Origin of the sequence: Methylobacter psychrophilus (assembly GCF_025583945.1) — a bacterium.
Classification (GTDB): domain Bacteria; phylum Pseudomonadota; class Gammaproteobacteria; order Methylococcales; family Methylomonadaceae; genus Methylobacter_C; species Methylobacter_C psychrophilus.
Map to the genome: position 1 here is coordinate 1 of NZ_JAOEGU010000060.1, position 19,342 is coordinate 19,342.

The 19,342-nt window shown below is 43.2% G+C and carries 22 protein-coding genes; 19 read left to right on the forward strand and 3 right to left on the reverse strand.

The window, feature by feature from the left end:
• Positions 1-273 precede the first annotated feature (273 nt).
• From N7974_RS17830 to ahbB (N7974_RS17875), 10 genes are all read left to right on the forward strand, one after another.
• Positions 274-777: a transposase family protein gene (locus tag N7974_RS17830; RefSeq protein ID WP_262966912.1), complete on the forward strand. Its 504-nt coding sequence runs from the start codon at positions 274-276 to the stop codon at positions 775-777.
• Complete coding sequence (locus N7974_RS17835) at positions 749-1,111, forward strand: transposase family protein (protein ID WP_262966913.1); 363 nt, start codon at positions 749-751, stop codon at positions 1,109-1,111. The genes N7974_RS17830 and N7974_RS17835 overlap by 29 nt, the downstream gene beginning before the upstream one ends.
• A gap of 143 nt (positions 1,112-1,254) precedes the next feature.
• The gene (locus N7974_RS17840; RefSeq protein ID WP_262966914.1) at positions 1,255-2,835 is read left to right on the forward strand and encodes a nitrite reductase; all 1,581 of its coding nucleotides are present in this window, start codon (positions 1,255-1,257) and stop codon (positions 2,833-2,835) included.
• On the forward strand, positions 2,835-3,146 hold the full coding sequence (locus N7974_RS17845; RefSeq protein WP_262966915.1) for a c-type cytochrome: 312 nt from the start codon (positions 2,835-2,837) through the stop codon (positions 3,144-3,146). Before N7974_RS17840 ends, N7974_RS17845 begins: the two co-directional genes overlap by 1 nt.
• The gene (locus N7974_RS17850; RefSeq protein ID WP_317451626.1) at positions 3,146-3,490 is read left to right on the forward strand and encodes a c-type cytochrome; all 345 of its coding nucleotides are present in this window, start codon (positions 3,146-3,148) and stop codon (positions 3,488-3,490) included. Before N7974_RS17845 ends, N7974_RS17850 begins: the two co-directional genes overlap by 1 nt.
• 204 nt (positions 3,491-3,694) lie before the next feature.
• Complete coding sequence (locus tag N7974_RS17855) at positions 3,695-4,858, forward strand: cytochrome D1 domain-containing protein (RefSeq protein WP_262966916.1); 1,164 nt, start codon at positions 3,695-3,697, stop codon at positions 4,856-4,858.
• A gap of 4 nt (positions 4,859-4,862) precedes the next feature.
• On the forward strand, positions 4,863-5,321 hold the full coding sequence (locus tag N7974_RS17860) for an Lrp/AsnC family transcriptional regulator (RefSeq protein ID WP_262966917.1): 459 nt from the start codon (positions 4,863-4,865) through the stop codon (positions 5,319-5,321).
• Complete coding sequence (ahbB, locus tag N7974_RS17865) at positions 5,314-5,814, forward strand: siroheme decarboxylase subunit beta (RefSeq protein ID WP_262966918.1); 501 nt, start codon at positions 5,314-5,316, stop codon at positions 5,812-5,814. Before N7974_RS17860 ends, ahbB (N7974_RS17865) begins: the two co-directional genes overlap by 8 nt.
• Positions 5,807-6,250: an Lrp/AsnC family transcriptional regulator gene (locus N7974_RS17870; protein ID WP_262966919.1), complete on the forward strand. Its 444-nt coding sequence runs from the start codon at positions 5,807-5,809 to the stop codon at positions 6,248-6,250. Before ahbB (N7974_RS17865) ends, N7974_RS17870 begins: the two co-directional genes overlap by 8 nt.
• Positions 6,250-6,732 (forward strand): siroheme decarboxylase subunit beta, encoded by a 483-nt coding sequence (ahbB, locus tag N7974_RS17875; RefSeq protein WP_262966920.1) that lies wholly within the window; start codon positions 6,250-6,252, stop codon positions 6,730-6,732. The genes N7974_RS17870 and ahbB (N7974_RS17875) overlap by 1 nt, the downstream gene beginning before the upstream one ends.
• A gap of 64 nt (positions 6,733-6,796) precedes the next feature.
• Here the strand turns inward: ahbB (N7974_RS17875) and moaA are convergent, their stop codons facing one another.
• On the reverse strand, positions 6,797-7,804 hold the full coding sequence (gene moaA, locus N7974_RS17880) for a GTP 3',8-cyclase MoaA (protein WP_262966921.1): 1,008 nt from the start codon (positions 7,802-7,804) through the stop codon (positions 6,797-6,799).
• A 247-nt stretch (positions 7,805-8,051) separates the two neighbouring features.
• Here moaA and N7974_RS17885 point away from each other — a divergent pair, with 247 nt between their 5' ends.
• From N7974_RS17885 to rapZ, 8 genes are all read left to right on the forward strand, one after another.
• A complete protein-coding gene (locus N7974_RS17885) occupies positions 8,052-9,029 on the forward strand; it encodes a KpsF/GutQ family sugar-phosphate isomerase (protein WP_262966922.1) in 978 nt (325 codons plus the stop codon).
• Entirely contained in the window at positions 9,029-9,577 is a 549-nt protein-coding gene (kdsC, locus tag N7974_RS17890; protein ID WP_262966923.1) for a 3-deoxy-manno-octulosonate-8-phosphatase KdsC, read from the forward strand. Before N7974_RS17885 ends, kdsC begins: the two co-directional genes overlap by 1 nt.
• Positions 9,574-10,140: an LPS export ABC transporter periplasmic protein LptC gene (gene lptC / locus N7974_RS17895; RefSeq protein ID WP_262966924.1), complete on the forward strand. Its 567-nt coding sequence runs from the start codon at positions 9,574-9,576 to the stop codon at positions 10,138-10,140. The genes kdsC and lptC overlap by 4 nt, the downstream gene beginning before the upstream one ends.
• Entirely contained in the window at positions 10,127-10,684 is a 558-nt protein-coding gene (gene lptA / locus N7974_RS17900) for a lipopolysaccharide transport periplasmic protein LptA (protein WP_262966925.1), read from the forward strand. The genes lptC and lptA overlap by 14 nt, the downstream gene beginning before the upstream one ends.
• Positions 10,685-10,775: 91 nt before the next feature.
• Positions 10,776-11,501, forward strand: a complete 726-nt coding sequence (gene lptB, locus N7974_RS17905) for an LPS export ABC transporter ATP-binding protein (RefSeq protein ID WP_262966926.1) — start codon at positions 10,776-10,778, stop codon at positions 11,499-11,501.
• Between the two features lie 133 nt (positions 11,502-11,634).
• Positions 11,635-13,080, forward strand: a complete 1,446-nt coding sequence (locus tag N7974_RS17910) for an RNA polymerase factor sigma-54 (protein ID WP_243216906.1) — start codon at positions 11,635-11,637, stop codon at positions 13,078-13,080.
• 51 nt (positions 13,081-13,131) lie between these two features.
• Entirely contained in the window at positions 13,132-13,422 is a 291-nt protein-coding gene (hpf, locus tag N7974_RS17915) for a ribosome hibernation-promoting factor, HPF/YfiA family (RefSeq protein WP_243216905.1), read from the forward strand.
• A gap of 63 nt (positions 13,423-13,485) precedes the next feature.
• Positions 13,486-14,343, forward strand: a complete 858-nt coding sequence (gene rapZ / locus N7974_RS17920) for an RNase adapter RapZ (RefSeq protein WP_243216904.1) — start codon at positions 13,486-13,488, stop codon at positions 14,341-14,343.
• Between the two features lie 111 nt (positions 14,344-14,454).
• Here rapZ and dbpA read toward each other — a convergent pair whose 3' ends face one another.
• A complete protein-coding gene (gene dbpA, locus N7974_RS17925; RefSeq protein ID WP_262966927.1) occupies positions 14,455-15,843 on the reverse strand; it encodes an ATP-dependent RNA helicase DbpA in 1,389 nt (462 codons plus the stop codon).
• Positions 15,844-16,239: 396 nt separating this feature from the next.
• Here dbpA and N7974_RS17930 point away from each other — a divergent pair, with 396 nt between their 5' ends.
• On the forward strand, positions 16,240-18,732 hold the full coding sequence (locus N7974_RS17930; protein WP_262966928.1) for a sodium-translocating pyrophosphatase: 2,493 nt from the start codon (positions 16,240-16,242) through the stop codon (positions 18,730-18,732).
• 262 nt (positions 18,733-18,994) lie between these two features.
• On the opposite strand, the gene N7974_RS17935 is transcribed toward N7974_RS17930, so the two are convergent.
• Positions 18,995-19,219, reverse strand: a complete 225-nt coding sequence (locus N7974_RS17935) for a VF530 family protein (RefSeq protein WP_262966929.1) — start codon at positions 19,217-19,219, stop codon at positions 18,995-18,997.
• Between the last annotated feature and the right edge of the window lie 123 nt (positions 19,220-19,342).

The following is a 19,342-nucleotide window of genomic DNA, read 5'->3' on the forward strand; positions in this document are numbered from 1 at the left end:
GATGCAAAATTTTCAGGATTGCCAAAGATGTTTATCGGGGCAAACACAAGCATTACTCCTTGACATGGAATTTAGTGGCTGCTCTTGTTAACTTACGCTATGGCTGTATTTAGGAAAGATGTCTAATGATGATGATAAAAATTATTTTATCTGGGTTAAAACGTGCGTTGCAGGAAGGAACCAATTATTAGACATCTTTCCTAAATAATCGACATAGAGCTTGGTCTTAATAAGATTAAAATAGCGACCTTCCTTTTGAAAACACGGATAACCATGACCCCTTACGCCCAACTGCCCAAGCACAAGCCTGAAGAATTCCTACGGACTGTAGGACTGTCACCAGAAGATTTTCTGCATCTTCACGGGAAGCTGGCGGCTTACCAAGATGAGCAAAAAGCCCTTAACCCACTGACAAGACGTGGCCGGAAAGACTCCAAGATGGCTTTGGAAGACCGCTTGTTACTGACACTCTATTATCTTCGCCACTATCCGACGTTGATAAATCTGGCTGCGGTCTTCGACATCAGCGAATCGTATTGCCATAAAATTTATAGCCGCACAGCAAGGCTATTGGTCAAAATCGAAAAACTCCCCAACCGCAAGGCGCTGTTAGAAGATCCCAAAGTTACCGTGGTCATCGATGTTTCTGAGCAACCTATCGAGCGTCCTGTTAAAAACCAGAAAGCGTATTATTCAGGAAAAAAAACGTCACACGATCAAAGCCCAGCTCGTTATCTGCCTATTGACGATGGCTATCCTCTCCGTGGTGACGGGTAAAGGCCAACAGCATGATTTTTCGGTCTTCAAAGACAATCGCCTATTACTGCATCCCGGTGCCCTGTTGTTGGCGGATTCCGGATATCAAGGAATACAAAAACACCACCCTAACTCGACTTTACCGGTTAAAAAGAAAAAAGGCCAACCGCTTTCGGCAGAAGACAAAGCCCATAATAAGGCGTTATCAAAACAGCGTATTTTTATTGAGCATGTTAATCGCCGATGCAAAATCTTCAGAATTACCAAAGATGTTTATCGGGGTAAGCACAAGCATTACTCCCTGACATGGAATTTAGTGGCTGCTCTTGTTAACTTACGCTATGACTGTATTTAGGAAAGATGTCTATTAATAGCTTGCTGTGCAATATTTTTATTCATCGCTAATTTTAGCGATTACCAGCAATAAACCAAAATCAAACTTGAGCTTTTCAATCAGACAAGATAATATTGATTCAATACTACTTGGAGCCAATCAAAATGAAAATAACAAAAAAGCATCTGTCCAAATCCGTCATCGCCAGTTTAGCCGCCCTGCTCTTGCCAATTGGCGTGCAAGCCGCTACTGCTGATGCAAAAAAAATGCATCAATTATATGAAGATAATTGCGCCAGTTGTCACGGCTCAGACCATGGTGGATTTATTGCTCCCGGATTAAATTCTGAATCATTAAAAGGCCGTAGTCCTACGGCGTTACGCAGCATTATTATGACCGGTAGTTTTGACACATTAATGCCTCCGTTTTACGGTCGTTTAACGGATGATGAAATTCGCGGCTTGGTCAAACATTTACAAGCCACTCCTAAACAGGCCAATCCTGCCTGGACGATTGATGATATTAAAGCGTCAATAAAAGTGTATGTTAAAGATGAAAGCACACTGCCAGCCAAGCCAACCTATGAAATCGACGATATTAATAATATTATCGGTGTTGCCGCTCGTGGTAAATACGGGCGCGGATTGGGTTCAAAAGCCGTATTTATCAATAGCGTTACCCATAAACAAATTGGTGAAATTGCAACAGGTACCGCTGCGCATATCATCGACTATGACCCCGCCAACCCGCGTTGGGCTTATGTAAAAAACGACACCGCAGAAATATTTAAAGTCGACCTGTACTCCATGCAAATTGTGCGTAGCGTTAAAACCGGCTTCAATGGTCCCGGCCTGGGTGTTTCCCGCGACGGTAAATACATTATGGCCGGCTCTTATGTGCCGCACAATGCCGTTATTCTTGATGCCAAAACGCTGGAACCACTCAAAACATTTGAGCTTGAAGGTATTGATCCAGACGGCAAAATGGTCTCCTCCGATTCAGGTATGATTATTGGCACACCGTTTGCCGATATCTTTGCCATTGCCCTGGAAAATGCAGGCCAAGTATGGGTGGTTGATTTAAAAGAAGGCTTTCCTGTTACCAAAATTGAAAATGTAGGTCGACATCTGCATGATGCCTTTTTAACCCATGGCGGTAGCAAGTTGATGGTAGCTTCTTATGACGACAGCATTGTCACCGCGATTGATTTAAAAGAACGCAAAATCATCAAAAAACTTGAAGCGGGTTGCGTACCCCATGTTGGCGGCGGCGCAGCGGTTGAAGTAGACGGTCGTACCTTGGGATTTGGTACCAACTTTGGCGATTGCGACAAAATGGTTGTTAGCGTCTGGGATCTGGATAAAATGGAAGTGGTTAAACAAGTGCCCGTTGCTGGCGGAACTGAATCGCCTGCAGCCCATGCCAATGCACCTTATGTTGCCGTGGACATTATCTCTAAAGACAGACGTGCCCGCACCGTTCAGTTGATCGACAAAAAATCACTTGAAGTAGTAAAAACCCTGGATGTAGGCGGCCATGCTTATTTCCCTGAATACAGTGCCGATGGTAAATTTCTGTATATCAGTGCCGGTTACAGCGGTGATGAAGTCGTGGTTTATGATTCAACCTCTTTACAAAAAATAGCCTCCATTGCCATGGAAAGCCCCGCCGGCCTCTTCTCTCATGGTAGAACCAAATACATGACACGCGGTCTTTCACCTGATGAAATGAAAGGGGCAAAATAATGAGACTCATGGTACTTTCAGGCGTATTAATGCTGGGGTTGCTATCGACCCACAGCGTCAATGCCGCCAGTATTTATGCGGGACAGTCCAGAGCAGCAGCGGTATGTTCACAATGTCACGGCATTAAAACACCCTCTGCAGATGCACCGTTTCCACCGTTGGCAGGGCGTGACTTTGATTATCTGAAATTAGCGCTCGAACAATACCGTGATAAAACCCGAAAATCTGACATTATGAATGCGCTTGCCGGTTCATTGAGCGATGATGACATTGCCAATGTAGCGGCTTATTACTCTAAATTGAAACCCTGATGATATTTTTTATTAGAGTCCGAAAATCTATTTTTGGACTCTTACTATTATTGATTCTGTCCGGCTCAATGCAAACCGTGTTGGCAGTTGAGCCTTCGCCGGAGCGGCAAGTCGCGCTGCGCCATTTGCTTAAAAATGATTGCGGCGCCTGTCATGGCTTAACCCTGCAAGGTGGCATGGGGCCTGCATTATTGCCTGACAACCTGAATGGAAAACCGGATGAGTTTTTGGTTGCAACGATTCTTAACGGACGCAAAGGTACGGCTATGCCGCCGTGGCAACCGTTTATGAATCATGATGAGGCTTTGTGGTTAATTGGCGTTTTGCGTAAGTCCGTGCATTAAAATATATAGCCGGAAACATTTATTTGAGCGAAAGCCAAAACAGATGTTTCCGGCACACCACATGGCTTGCCGGAAAACTTAATGTGGGTTGCCTTATTCAGGCCTATGCTGACTAACAGGCATTGATGGCTAAGCTGATCTAATTTATAAAATTGCCGATGGCCGCTATAATTATTGACTGCTGTTTTCATTATTAACATTGTTATGAAAAAAATATTATCACTTTTAAGCTTTCTGTTGTCGTTCAACGTACTGGCAGAGCTACGCGCAACCGGCGATTTGGGTATCGTCATTGAACGCGAAGACGGGGCTGCGCTTATCATCAATACCACTGAACACAAACAGTTGGCAAAAATAAGTAATCTGGGCGATTTATCCCATGCATCCGTGGTATTTTCGCGTGATCAACGTTATGCCTATATTTTCGGCCGGGATGGCGGTTTAAGTAAAATCGATCTATTGCAGGATAAACTGGATAAACGCATTATCCAGGCGGGCAACAGTATTGGCGGAGCAATCTCTCAAGATGGCAAATTAATTGCCGTTTCTAATTACACACCCGGCGGCGTTAAAGTATTTTCTTCAGCAACGCTTGAGCTGATAGCTGATATTCCTGCTGACTACGGCGACGGTAAACTTTCCAAAGTCGTTGGCTTGGTCGATGCGCCTGGGCAGCGCTTTGTTTTTAGTTTATTTGATGCCGGTGAAATCTGGACGTTGGATATGAAAAACCCGCAAAAACCGGTTATTGAAAAATTTAAAAATATCGGTAAACTGCCCTACGATGCCTTGATCTCGCCAGATGGCCGTTATTATATTGCCGGTTTATTTGGTGAAGGCGGCATGGCTTTACTGGACTTATGGAACACCGGAAACGGCGTTAAACGTATCTTACCCGATTACGTTAAGGCCGATGAAAAACTCCCTGTTTACAAAATGCCTCACCTGGAAGGCTGGGCGGTAGCGGGCGACTATATTTTTGTTCCGGCTATCGGCAAGCATGAAGTCTTGGTCATCGACAAACAAAACTGGCAGCTTGTCAAAGCCATACCGGTTCCCGGACAACCTGTTTTTGTCATGGCCAGACCGGATGGACGACAAGTGTGGGTTAATTTTGCCATGCCTGATAATAATCAACTACAAGTTATTGATGTTAAGGACTTGTCCTTAAGAAAAACCTTAATACCTGGCAAGGCCGTTCTGCACATGGAATTTACGCCACGCGGCGAACAAGTCTGGGTTGCGGTAAGAGACGACAATCAACTGGTTATTTATGATACCGATACGTTACAAGAAATAACCCGACTGCCGGCCCAAAAGCCTAACGGGGTTTTCTTTAGTGCACGGGCACACAAAACAGGTTTATAAACGGATGCTTACCCCTTTACACAAAAGCCTGCTGAACGATTTTCAGCGCGACTTTCCGCTGTCATCACGCCCCTATCAGGACATTGCCAATACCCTGGGTGTCAGTGAAGATGACGTGTTATCGGCATTAACCGAGTTAAGTGATAACCACCTTATTAGTCGCATAGGCCCCATTATTCCACCTAATCAACTGGGCGTCAGTACATTGGTGGCAATGGCTATTCCTGAGACGCAACTACAGGCCGTTGCTGATAAAATTAGCGCGTATCCTGAAGTTAATCATAATTATGAGCGCGAGCACACCTTCAATCTATGGTTTGTGGTTATCGCCTCAAATGCCGAACATTTGCAAGCTATCCTTGATGCCATGGAACAGGAAACCGGCTACAAAACCATGCAGCTACCTTTACTGGATGATTTTTTTATTGATCTGGGTTTTAATATGGATTTTCATAATGCTTGATGCTCGCGACCGGCAACTATTGGAACAAATACAAACAGGACTCCCTGTTTGTCCCAGACCCTACGCTGAAATCGGTACTACTTTGGCCATGCCTGAAGCGGAGGTACTTGAACGTCTGACCCAACTCAAACAACAAGGCCTGATTAAGCGTATGGGTGTTATCGTCAAACACCATCAACTCGGTTATCGGGCCAATGCCATGATTGTCTGGAATGTACCCGATAATCTTGTTAAACAACTGGGTAGACAGATTAGCCAGTTTGCTTTTGTAACGCTGTGTTATCAACGCCCACGACAAGCTGAATGGCCTTACAATCTGTTTTGCATGATTCATGGCAAAGATCGGGAAACTGTCTTGATGCAACTGGAACAACTCAAGTCCAGCTGCGACTTGGCCAGACTTGACCATAATATCCTGTTTAGTCGCCGCTGCTTTAAACAACGCGGCGCTGTTTATCAACCCAAAAATCCCACATCACTGACACATGGATGACATAGATCGCCACATTATCAACACCCTGCAAGCCGGGTTTCCTGTTTGTGACGCACCCTATCAACAAGTTGCCATGCAATTGGGGTTAACCGAACAAGCTCTCATTGAACGGCTACAGACCTTATTGGATAATGGCACCTTAACCCGCTTTGGCCCGCTTTACCATGCCGAATTAATGGGTGGCGCCTTAACATTGGCGGCAGTTAAGACACCATTGGATCGCTTTGCTGAAGTCACTGAGATTATCAATGCTTTCCCGGAAGTGGCTCACAATTATGCACGTAACCATGCACTAAATATGTGGTTCGTTATTGCCACAGAAACACCTGAACAAATCCGCCACACTCTGACTGCAATAGAGCAAAAAACCGGTCTGGCGGTTGTAAACATGCCAAAAATCAACGAATATTTTGTTGGCTTAAAACTGGAAGCCTGATGATGATACTGGACGAAACAGATCTGGACATTATGCGGGCAACCCAGGCCGGCTTGCCGCTAACTCCTGAACCCTATCAATGTGTTGCCGAGCAGTTAGGACTGACAACTGAAGTTGTCATGACGCGAATGATAGCCATGCAGGAACAGGGTATTATTCGGCGTATCGGCGTAATACCCAATCACTACAAACTGGGTTATCATTTTAACGGCATGACCGTATGGAACATCCCCGATGATGTCATTGATAAATTAGGTGAAAAAGTCGGACAGCTGGAATTTGTCAGCCATTGTTATCACCGTCCACGACATCTGCCAGAATGGCCTTATAACTTGTTTGCGATGGTCCATGGCAAAACCCGGGAAGACGTTGATCAACAAATTCAGCATATTGCTCGTGTGCTTGGAGATGCCAATCTAGGTTGTGATGTGTTGTACAGCACTAAAATTCTGAAAAAAACCGGCTTTAGAAGTCGAGGTTAAAGCTCTCTGTATTCCTTCGCCTACAGCACGAACAGGCAAGAAAATTGTTTGGCTTTTTGCGGCATCAACCGCCAGTCATATTCATATAACGCAATATTACCGGCTGCTCATGGATATTAAATTCATGTTTCTCCGGTTTAATCAACATTGCGTCAACAATAGTCTGTTTTAGAATAGCCATATTACCCGGATTAGCCCTGAGCACTTTCTTTAAATCAACCGAATGTTCATTACCCAAACATAACAATAAGCGTCCTTCAACGGTCAAGCGCACCCGGTTACAAGTACTACAAAAATTGTCACTGTGCGGAGAAATAAAGCCGACGCGAGTTTGTGTACCCACAACCTTAAAATAATTGGAAGGCCCGCCGGTTTTTTCGGGAGTAGCCACTAAAGAAAATTTTAACGCCAGATCACGTTTAATCAAATCACTGGAATAATAAGCTTCTGAACGATCATGTTGCTCAACCACACCCAGCGGCATTTCTTCGATAAAACTGATATCGATACCATTATCAACCGCATACTGCACCAGTTCACACACCTCCTGATGATTTCTGTCTTTAAGAATAACGGCATTGATTTTTATCCGTTCAAAACCGACAGCAATGGCAGTTTGAATACCTCTGAGCACTTGCCGAACATCACCCGTCCGTGTGATGGCTTTAAACTTATCAGCATCCAGAGTATCCAGGCTAATATTTATACGTTTTACACCGGCTTTTTTTAAATCTGCCGCCATTGTTTCCAGTTGAGAACCATTTGTGGTTATCACCAATTCTGCCAAACTTTCAATTTGACCCAAGTTTTCTAGTAGCCCCAGCGCCCCCTTCCTGACCAAAGGCTCACCGCCGGTTATTCTGATTTTTTTTACGCCTAATTCAGTAAACGCTTTGCCGATTGTAAAGATTTCTTCCAGCGTTAAAATTTGCGCACGCGGCAAGAAGGTCATTTCTTCTGCCATGCAATACACACAGCGAAAATCACAACGATCAGTGATAGAAATTCTTAAATAATCCACCGTTCTGCCAAAACGATCGATTAATTGCACAGAGCCAGATAAGTCAGTCATATTTATCAACAATAAAAAACTAAGTCATCAATAGTAACATACTATTACCAAGAGATTTTTAACGATAAGCGACGGAATTTCCTATTGACCAAAAGTACCAATGAAACCATGTATCAATTAGCACATAAATGCATTGAATATGGCATAATGGCCGATTTGGATTCAAAGAAATAATCATGCCCACAATCCTGTTTATGGCCTTGCCCCGTTGCTTATCAAATCAACATAATGAACGTTCCGGCAGATCATGAAGCTCAATGACCAAAAACTTCGCGAATTAGGCCTGGCAGTAATTCAGGTTGAGGCGCAAGCAATTAATGCCCTGGCCGAACAAATTAATGATAATTTTGTAGCTGCATGCAAATTACTGTTTATGTGTACGGGGCGCGTGGTTGTTATTGGCATGGGTAAATCAGGGCATATTGCCGGCAAGATTGCTGCGACCTTGGCCAGTACCGGAACCCCGGCTTTTTTTGTGCACCCCGGAGAGGCCAGCCATGGTGATCTGGGCATGATTACCAAACAGGATGTGGTACTGGCTTTATCTAATTCAGGAGAAACTGAGGAGATTTTAAAAATCCTGCCGATTATTAAACGCCTGGGCGTACCCTTAATCGCAATGACCGGAAACCCTACTTCAACACTTAGCCTTGTTGCCACGACACATATCAATGTCACTGTTGCACAGGAAGCTTGTCCTTTAGGACTGGCACCCACTTCCAGCACCACGGCAGCACTGGTAATGGGTGATGCTCTTGCGGTGTCATTACTTGAAGCGCGTGGATTTACGCGTGACGACTTTGCCCTGTCCCATCCCGGTGGCAGTTTAGGCAAGCGGTTATTATTGCGGGTAAACGATATTATGCATGTTGGTAGTAACATACCCTCAGTACCTGAATCTGCATTTATCAGTCAGGCTTTACTGGAAATGACCGAGAAAAAATTAGGCATGACTGCTATCGTTAATGGAGACAAACAGGTCATCGGTATTTTTACTGACGGCGATTTACGGCGTACCTTGGGGAAAAGCCTTGATATTCAAAATACCACTATCAATGAAGTCATGACATCTCAGTGCGCTGTTATTTCTGAGGATATTCTTGCTGCCGAAGCCATGCAAATTATGGAACAAAAAAAGATCAATGCCTTGATCGTTGTTAACAAACAACAATTTGCGATAGGCGCTTTGAATATGCATGATTTAATACGGGCAGGCATAGTGTGATGACAGAAAAGACACCAACCTCTTTAACAACCCTCACAGAAAAAGCCAAAAAACTCAAGTTATTGATTCTGGATGTGGATGGTGTTTTAACTGATGGTAAACTTTTTTTTGATAATGAGGGTAACGAATACAAGTCTTTTCATGCCCGTGATGGTCATGGCATTAAGCTCTTGCGTCAAACCGGCGTTGAAGTTGCCGTTATTTCCGGACGGAAATCCAACTCAGTCGCACTACGTATGAAAAATCTGGGTATTGAGTATGTTTATCAAGGACATGAACATAAAAAAGCCGCTTTTTATGAGATTATTGAAAAATTAGGCATTACACCAGAACAAGCAGCACATGTTGGTGATGACTTGCTAGATTTGCCAATTATGATAAGAGTCGGCATGGCCATTGCCGTTGCTGATGCCAACTTTGCCGTTAAGCAACATGCTGACTGGTGTACAACACTACCTGGTGGACAGGGTGCCGTACGCGAGGTTTGTGATTTTATTATGCAGGCGCAGGGACGCTTTGATGAAGTATTGAATACCTACTTGATATGAGCCTGAGAGAAAGCAAGCTATATATTTACCTGGTCGTTATCGCTCTAATTAGCGGTTGGTTGGTTAAATTAACGGATTTTGATGAGATTTTTCATACTCAGGTTCCTGTACATAGCCCGGATTATTTTAGTAGTAACTATACAAAATGGGAAATGAGCGACCTCGGCACTTTAAAAAGTAAAGTGCTTGCCGACAAAATGACTCATTATAGCGATGATGGCACCACTCACATGGTAAATCCAATTATGTTTTTTTATAATGAAAAAACGCCGCCATGGGTTATTAATTCAGAAACAGGTATTCTGTCTAGTGATGGCAAGGATCTATTGTTAAATGGCAAGGTTATTGTTAACCGAGAAAAAGCCGAGGGTGTTGCTCAGCTCACTATCAATACCAGCGAATTAAAAGTAAAGCCGGAGACCAGTTATGCAGAAACTGATCAGTGGGCTGAATTGATCAGTCCACCAAACACGACCACAGGAACAGGCATGAAAATGACTTTTGCCCAGCCAATTCATCTGCAGTTACTCGCTAATGTGAAAGGAAAATATGAAACAAAATAAAAAACCGTCAATCTTTTATTGTTGTACATTACTACTGGCGCTCATCAGTTCCAATGTATCGGCTTTGGAAAGTGATTCTGATCAACCGATAATTATTGATTCAAATACCGCGACTTATGATGATGTAACAGCCACCAGTACGTACATCGGGAATGTGATCTCGGTTCAGGGCAGTATCCGTGTCAATTCAGATAAATTGGTTGTTTATTTTGTTAATGGTGATGCCGAGAAACTGGTATTTACAGGAAATAAAGCCAAATTTAAACAAACACCCAGCGAAGGCGGTGAAGATATAACCGGTGAAGCCTTTACCGGTGAATTCTATCCCAAAACAAATCTGTTGGTTTTGATCAATACTGCGACGGTTTGGCAAGGTAATACAACCTATTCCAGTGATTATATTCAGTATGATATTAAAACGTCTTTGGTTAAAGCGGGAGAAAAATCATCTGATAACAAGCGGGTACACGTTATATTGAAACCTAGCCCCAAAGAGCCAAAGCCTGTGCCAGAAAAACCAATGGCAAAAGATACCAAAAAATAATGACGCACAAAGTGCAAAATATCCGATATAAACCTAATAATATTGCACGACAGTGCTTTAACCTTTTTCTTTTACCTTTTATTGGTTAATAATGGCAATACTTGCAGCAAACGAGTTGATTAAAACCTACAATAAACGTAATGTAGTTGATGGCGTGTCATTGTATGTTACCAGCAAAGAAGTGGTTGGTTTATTGGGGCCTAATGGTGCAGGAAAAACAACCAGCTTTTATATGATGGTTGGCCTGATTAAAGCGGATCAAGGCAAAATCACCTTGGACTCAAAAGATATTACCCACTATCCGATGCATTTACGTGCCGCTAACGGCATCGGTTATTTACCCCAGGAGCCATCAGTTTTTCGTAAATTAAGTGTTGCGGATAATTTACGGGCTGTCTTGCAAATCCGTTCTGATTTAAGCTCGGGGCAGGCAGAACTGATAATTGAAGAATTACTGGAAGAGTTTCATATTGCACACTTGCGTGACCATATTGGCTTACACTTATCGGGTGGTGAGCGAAGGCGTGTTGAAATTGCCAGAGCATTGGCAACCAATCCCCAGTTTATATTACTGGATGAGCCTTTTGCCGGCGTTGATCCCATATCGGTAGAAGATATTAAAAAAATTATAGAACATTTAAAAGATCGTGGCATTGGTATATTAATTACCGAACATAATGTTAGAGAAACCTTAGGGATTTGTGATCGTGCGTATATACTAAACGCTGGCAAGGTAATTGCCGAAGGTGGGGCAGAAGCCATCGTTGCCAATGAGGAAGTGCGTAAAGTTTATCTGGGTAATAACTTTAGTCTTTAATAGAGTAGTAGCACTTGTGACTGACTAAATTAACACGCTATTTATTACCAATAATAAACCTATCCCAGTGTGCTCATCTTAACCAAAAACAGGGTAACCACACGGGATTACCCCTACTGAAAATTGTGATCGAATGAAACAATCCTTACATCTTCGGCTAGGCCAACAATTAACCATGACACCACAATTGCAACAGGCTATTAAGCTGCTGCAGATGTCGACATTGGATTTACAGCAAGAAATCCAGCAGGCTCTTGAGTCCAATATAATGCTGGAAATAAATGATGATGACAGCAGTCCTCGGGAAGCTCCTGCCACCTCCGAAAACAAAACAGAAAATCTGGATTCATTTACCAGCGAAGGTTCACAAACTAATATACCGGATGAATTACCCATCGACTCTTCATGGGAAGATATTTATGAGAGCGCGTTAGCTCCCGGCACTGATAATACAGAATCTGTTGAATTTGAATCTCAGCGCAGTAATGCATCAACATTGCTGGATCATTTACTATGGCAACTGGAATTGACACCGTTTTCAGAACGGGATCATGCGATTGCTACCGCAATAATTGATTCCGTTAATGAAGACGGTTATCTGAGTAGTACGCCTGAGGATATTTTTGAAGGCCTGCAAAATCAGATTGATGATCTTGATTTTGATGAAGTTAATGCCGTCCTGCATAGAATACAACAGTTTGATCCGCCAGGCGTGGCAGCGATTGATTTAAGTGATTGCTTAAAATTGCAGTTGCAACAATTGCCGGAAACAACGCCATACCGACAAGAAGCGCTCATTATAGTGACGCGACATCTGAAACTGCTAGCTACTCATGAACAAGCAAAGCTTACACGTCAACTGGGCGTTACCGAGCGGCAACTGGACGAGATCGTTGCTTTAATCAGAACATTGGATCCGAAACCGGGTGCACAGATACAGGAATCGGATTCAGAATACGTTATCCCCGATGTTTATGTATCCAAAGTAAACGATCAATGGCAAGTCAACCTGAATCCGGACATTGCACCTAAATTACGTATAAATCCGTTTTATTCAGCGCTCATTAAAAGAGCAGATAACAGTAAAGATAATATTTGCATGAAAGACCATTTACAAGAAGCCAAATGGTTTATCAAAAATCTTCATAGCCGTAATGATACATTATTGCGAGTTGCCCGATGTATTGTTGAGAAGCAAACAGGATTTCTTGATCATGGATCGATTGCCATGAAACCGATGGTATTGCGGGATATTGCTGAAGAACTGGAATTACATGAATCAACCATTTCCAGAGTAACAACACATAAATATATGCATACTCCGAATGGTATAATTGAATTTAAATTTTTCTTTTCCAGCCATGTTTCAACAGAAGGCGGGGGCGAATGCTCATCTACTGCTATCAGAGCATTTATTAAAGAATTAATCGACAATGAAAATCAAGCACGACCATTAAGTGACAGTAAGATTGCCGATTTTTTACAAGCAAAAGGCATTAACGTTGCGAGAAGAACCATTGCCAAGTATCGCGAAGCAATGCTTATTTCCTCATCAAGTCAGCGAAAACGTATTTTGTAACACAAAACAGATAGTACCAACCAATCATTTACCATTAAAGGAGTTTATTCCATGCAAGTTATAGTAACAGGCCCACATCTTGAAGTAACCGATGCTTTAAAAGCACACATAGATGCAAAATTTGAAAAATTAGCCCGTCATTTTGACAATGTTACCGATGTACACGTTATTTTAAGCGTAGAAAAATTGGTTCACAAAGCAGAAGCAACACTGCAATTAAGCGGAGCAAAATTATTTGCCGAAGATCATCAAGACGACATGTACGCAGCAATTGATGCAATGGTAGACAAGTTGGAACGTCAAATTACCAAGCATAAAGAAAAAACCGGAAGCCATAGATAAAGCAGGTACCAGGTTAAAAGTGCAAGGCAAGCTAGTTAACCTTGCACCTTTAACCAGTAATATATGAAACTATTAATTGTCAGCGCCCTGTCTGGTTCAGGTAAAAGTATCGCTTTGGATACCTTGGAAGATTGCGGTTATTATTGCATTGATAATCTTCCGGTAACCTTGTTGGAAGCTTTTATTAATAATGTCATGTTGGCGGACAAAAAAACTTATGCAAAAACAGCCATTGGCATTGATGCCAGAAATCAATTTGAAAGCTTGGCAAACTTCTCCGAAAATTTAAAATTAATTCGCGATAAAGGTATTGATTGTGAAATTATATTTATGCAAGCCGAAGAATCTACTTTATTAAAACGCTATAGTGAAACCCGCAGAAGACATCCACTAACGGACTATAATATACCGCTAAAGGAAGCCCTGAAAATTGAAAAGGAAATGCTCACACCAATTGCCAAGCATGCAAATGTTGTTATAGATACCAGTCGCACTGATTATCATCAGTTGCGTGAACTAATCAGGGATCAAATAGGCGAACGTAAATTCAGACATATTTCTTTGCAGTTTCAATCCTTCGGATTTAAACATGGCGTACCATTAGATGCCGACTTTGTTTTTGATGCACGCAGCCTGCCCAATCCTTACTGGATTCCAGAATTGCGCTCATTAACCGGAAAAGATCAACCCGTGGCAGATTTTCTTAAAGAACAACCCCTTGTCGCTGAGTTTTTTAAGGATATTACGACGTTTCTTGAAAAATGGATACCCCGTTTTGAGGCCGAAGGACGAAGTTATTTAACGATTGCGATTGGTTGTACCGGTGGACAACACCGCTCTGTTTATTTGGTTGACTCACTGATCAAACATTTTAAAAGCCCCTTCGTAAATGTCATTGTCCGTCACCGGGAATTGCATTAACAGTCCGATCGCGATGGAAATTACTAAATCGTAGCGACAATTTTTTGTAATTATCCTTCAAATGGGCAACCACACAGGATTGCCCCACACGCTTTCTTCACAGAAAAATAGTTATCCCCATTGAGATTTACGAACCATAAAATTGCGGTTTTTTATTTTGCCTTTTTGTAAGCAGGCAAGTGCTTTATCCACGCTATTTTGCTTGATGGCAACATAAGCATGAGCATCAAAAATATCGATTTTGCCCACTTCACTACCCTCAACTCCACCGTCGCCGGTTAATGCACCCAAGATATCACCCGGACGCACTTTATCTTTACGACCACCATCTATCCACAAGGTCACCATGGGAGGTTCAAACCGGTTTTCATAACTCATCTGAAAAGTGGCGATCTCATCCCACTTGGCAGGAATAGATTGATACTCTTCAATGGATTTAACCCTGTTTAGCTCCAGTTCGGTACATAAACTAAGCGCCAAGCCCTTTTTCCCTGCACGACCGGTACGCCCGATCCGATGAACATAAATTTCAGGATCCCAAGGCAGATCATAATTAATCACGGCTTGCAGTTCTTTAATATCCAGTCCCCGCGCAGCTACATCGGTAGCAACCAGGACTGAACAGCTTTTATTGGAAAACCTTACCAATACTTGATCCCGATGTTTTTGATCCAGATCGCCATGTAGAGCCTGAACAGAAAAACCGCTGTTCTCAAGAGCACTGGCTATATCCTGACACTCTCTTTTGGTATTACAAAATACCACTGTTGATTCAGGGCGATGATACGCTAACAAATAGCCCAACGCGTTTATCCGTTGAGACTTTTCTATTTGATAAAAACGTTGCTCAATAACGCTATCGTGATGACTACTATCAATGCTTACTGAAACCGGCTTATATTGAAATTTCTGACTGATTTCCCGAATAGGATCGGCATAAGTCGCTGAAAACAGCAAGGTTTGCCTGTGCGAAGGCGCATAAGAAATCACCTCGGTAATAACTTCTTCAAAACCCATATCCAGCATCCGGTCAGCTTCATCCAATACCAATACCTTTAAGTTGCTTAAACGTAAACTACGTTTACGCAAATGCTCTTGTAGCCGACCCGGAGTACCCACTACAACATGCACACCATGTTCCAGGGAACCTACCTGTGGTCCAAACGGTACACCACCGCATAAGGACAACACCTTAATGTTTTGGGTAAAACGCGCCAGTCTACGAATTTCCTTACATACTTGATCGGCAAGCTCACGGGTTGGGCAAACAACCAAAGCCTGCACTCTAAAACTGGTCAAATCCAGTCGAGACAACAAACCTATACCAAACGCAGCCGTTTTACCGCTGCCTGTTTTAGCTTGGGCAATAACATCCCTACCCTCCAGAATATGCGGCAGACTTTCCGCCTGGATAGGTGTTAAATGGGTATAACCCAAGGATTCAATATTTTCTAGCAGGGCGGGTTTTAACGGTAAGGAAGAAAATTCAGCAGTATTCACAAGGACTCTTTTATATCAAACGCTAGTGGCGGCGAACTGCCGTCATTTAATCGTCTATAATAACAGAAAAAAGACTGTTAAGTTGACCCTAAACAGCTAATTCACATAGCAAACTTATTCTGCCCACAAAACCTGTAGCTAGTTGGAGTTAGTTAAGCTAATTCTAATTATTCCTTCGCCATTGCTGGATAAAATCCATTATTGACACTATACTCGGCAAAAGTTGACTGATAGCAGGGCGACTTCCCTTCAATATTTAACGCCTTGCCAACTGTTACAAAAATATGTCCTTAAGCTTTTATTGATCATTGAAATGAGACTGACCAGCAAGGAAGATTGATTAATCAATGTCCATGCCCAAATAACCCATCGAATTATTTTAATCAAAGGCACTCCATGCAAAAACTAACTGGTTTATTGTGGCACTTTGCCCAACAACAACGACTGACTTCATTTATTTTTTTTGCACTGGTATTAATTACGCCTGGCATCGCGCTGGCAGGCGAAGCCGATATCGTGGTTCCGGATCTGAGCCAAGGTATGTACCTGGGCATAAATGGCCGGACACTAATTATGGTCGGTCTTGCGATTTGCACATTAGGTATGATATTTGGCCTTTGGGTCTTCAACGAACTTAAGAGCCTGCCTGTCCACCAGTCCATGCTCGATATTTCAGAACTAATCTATGAAACGTGTAAAACCTATCTGCAAACCCAAGGCAAGTTTATCATGCTGCTATGGATTTTTATCGCCGCCGTCATAAGCGTATACTTCGGCTGGTTGAAGCCTATTGGCGAAGGCACTGAAGTCATAATAAATCTAGCGATTATCCTGGTGTTTAGCTTGATCGGCATCGCTGGCAGCTATAGCGTCGCGTGGTTTGGTATCCGAATCAATACATTCGCCAATTCACGCACGGCTTTTGCGAGTCTGCGAGGGTTGCCCTATGCGACTAGTGCAATCCCGCTCAAGGCTGGCATCAGCATAGGAACGGTCTTGATTGCAATCGAACTGATCATTATGCTCGCTATTCTGCTGTTTATCCCGGGGCATTTGGCTGGCGTGTGCTTCATCGGTTTCGCTATTGGTGAATCTCTCGGCGCGGCGGCTCTTCGCGTGGCTGGCGGCATTTTCACCAAAATCGCTGACATCGGTGCAGACCTCATGAAAATTTTCTTTAATATCGACGAAGACGATGTACGCAACCCTGGCGTCATTGCCGACTGCACAGGCGACAATGCAGGCGATTCAGTTGGTCCAACCGCCGATGGTTTTGAAACATACGGCGTCACCGGTGTCGCACTCATCACCTTTATATTGCTTGCTGTTGCTGATCCGAAAATTCAGGTTGACCTGCTCATCTGGATTTTTGCCATGCGTATTATAATGATTGTCACGTCAGTTGTATCATACTGCCTGAACGGACTGATCTCGAAAGCAATGTGGGGTAGAGCCCTGGAGTTTGACTTTGAGCAGCCGCTAACTAATTTGGTGTGGCTTACTTCGTTATTATCAATCATTATGACCTATACGATCTCGTATGCAATGATTCCTGATCTCGGCGGCAACCCAAGTCTGTGGTGGCAGCTTTCGACCATCATCAGCTGCGGGACACTGGCTGGTGCAATTATCCCGGAACTGGTGAAAGTATTTACATCAACCAAATCAGCACATGTTCAGGAAGTCGTCACGGCATCTCGTGAAGGTGGTGCTTCGCTGAACATCTTGGCAGGTCTGGTTGCTGGTAACTTCTCTGCCTACTGGATTGGCTTGACCATCATCGCTCTGATGGGCTGCGCCTGGTTCGTTTCCGGAATGGGCTTAGGTACTGTGATGGCGTCAGAAGCTGTATTCGCATTTGGTCTGGTAGCCTTCGGATTCCTTGGCATGGGTCCTGTGACAATAGCCATTGATTCCTACGGCCCGGTAACAGACAACGCCCAGTCCGTTTACGGGTTATCCATGATAGAGTCGCTTCCTAACATCAAAGCAGAAATCAAGAAGGAATTCGGCTTTGAACCGAACTTCGAAAAGGCAAAACATCTGCTCGAAGAAAATGACGGTACAGGCAACACCTTTAAAGCAGCAGCCAAGCCGGTTTTGATCGGCACGGCCGTCGTTGGTGCGACAACCCTAATCTTTTCAATTATATTACTTATCGCCAAAGGCGAAGGCTCGTCTGGTCAATTAAGTATCGAACAAATCAACGCCTTATTACTAACCGCCGGATACAATTTCTCGCTGCTCAACCCGCTCTTTTTACTTGGACTTATCGCTGGCGGCGCGATCATTTACTGGTTTACAGGTGCCTCAATGCAAGCTGTTTCGACAGGCGCTTATAGGGCTGTGGAATTCATCAAGATACACATCAAGCTCGATGCCGGCGCAACTAAAGCATCGGTCGCTGATTCCAAACGTGTCGTTGAAATTTGCACTCATTACGCACAAAAAGGGATGTTCAACATCTTTATGACGGTGTTCTTTACTACGCTCGCCTTTGCATTCCTAAATGAGTTTTTCTTCATCGGCTACTTGGTTTCAATCTCCATTTTCGGTTTGTACCAAGCCATTTTTATGGCTAACGCAGGTGGCGCATGGGATAACGCCAAGAAAATTGTCGAAACCGAACTGCATGAAAAAGGCACAGACCTGCACGCAGCCACCATTGTGGGTGACACTGTAGGCGACCCTTTCAAGGACACCTCGTCGGTCGCGATGAATCCAATCATCAAGTTCACCACCCTGTTCGGCGTGTTGGCAGTGGAACTGGCCCTCAGCATGAAACACCTAATGACGTTACGCTTATCGCTGGCCGCCTTATTCTTCGCTGTGGCCGTTGTGTTCGTGTGGCGTTCTTTCTATCGCATGCGGATCAAAACAGAAATTTAATCAGCCAACTTATAGTTAAACCGTTAATTGACATCCCTCCCCACATTAAGACCAGAGTTATAGATTTTCAGATAAATATTTCGATACCTACGGATACTCTCGTTTATGAATGTTATAAATGTGGGCTCAAAATTTCATGTAATGGAAGTTTAATTTCTGAAAGACTGTTTCTACGGCTACTAATTTAAAGCGGGACAAATTCACAAATACCATCACTTCAAGGAAGAGTATCTGTATCGATTTAAATTAACCACCTACTTTTTTACTCTAGCCGATCTTTGTTGAGATACAATTCTTCAACTTGGGCTCTCGCCCACGGAGTTTTTCTTAAAAACTTCAGGCTGGACTTAATGCTGGGTTCATGATTAAAACAACGGATATCAATTATTTTTCCTAACTCGGCCCAGCCATAATAATCTACCAGTTTGATTAGTATCCTTTCCAGAGTGATACCGTGTAAAGGGTTATCTGGTTGCTTGTCATTCATTAGACATCTTTCCTAAATAATCGACATAGAATTTGGCCTTTATAAGGTTAAAATAGTGATCTACCTCTGAAAACACGGATAGCCATGACTCCTTATGCTCAATTACCAAGACACAAGCCTGAA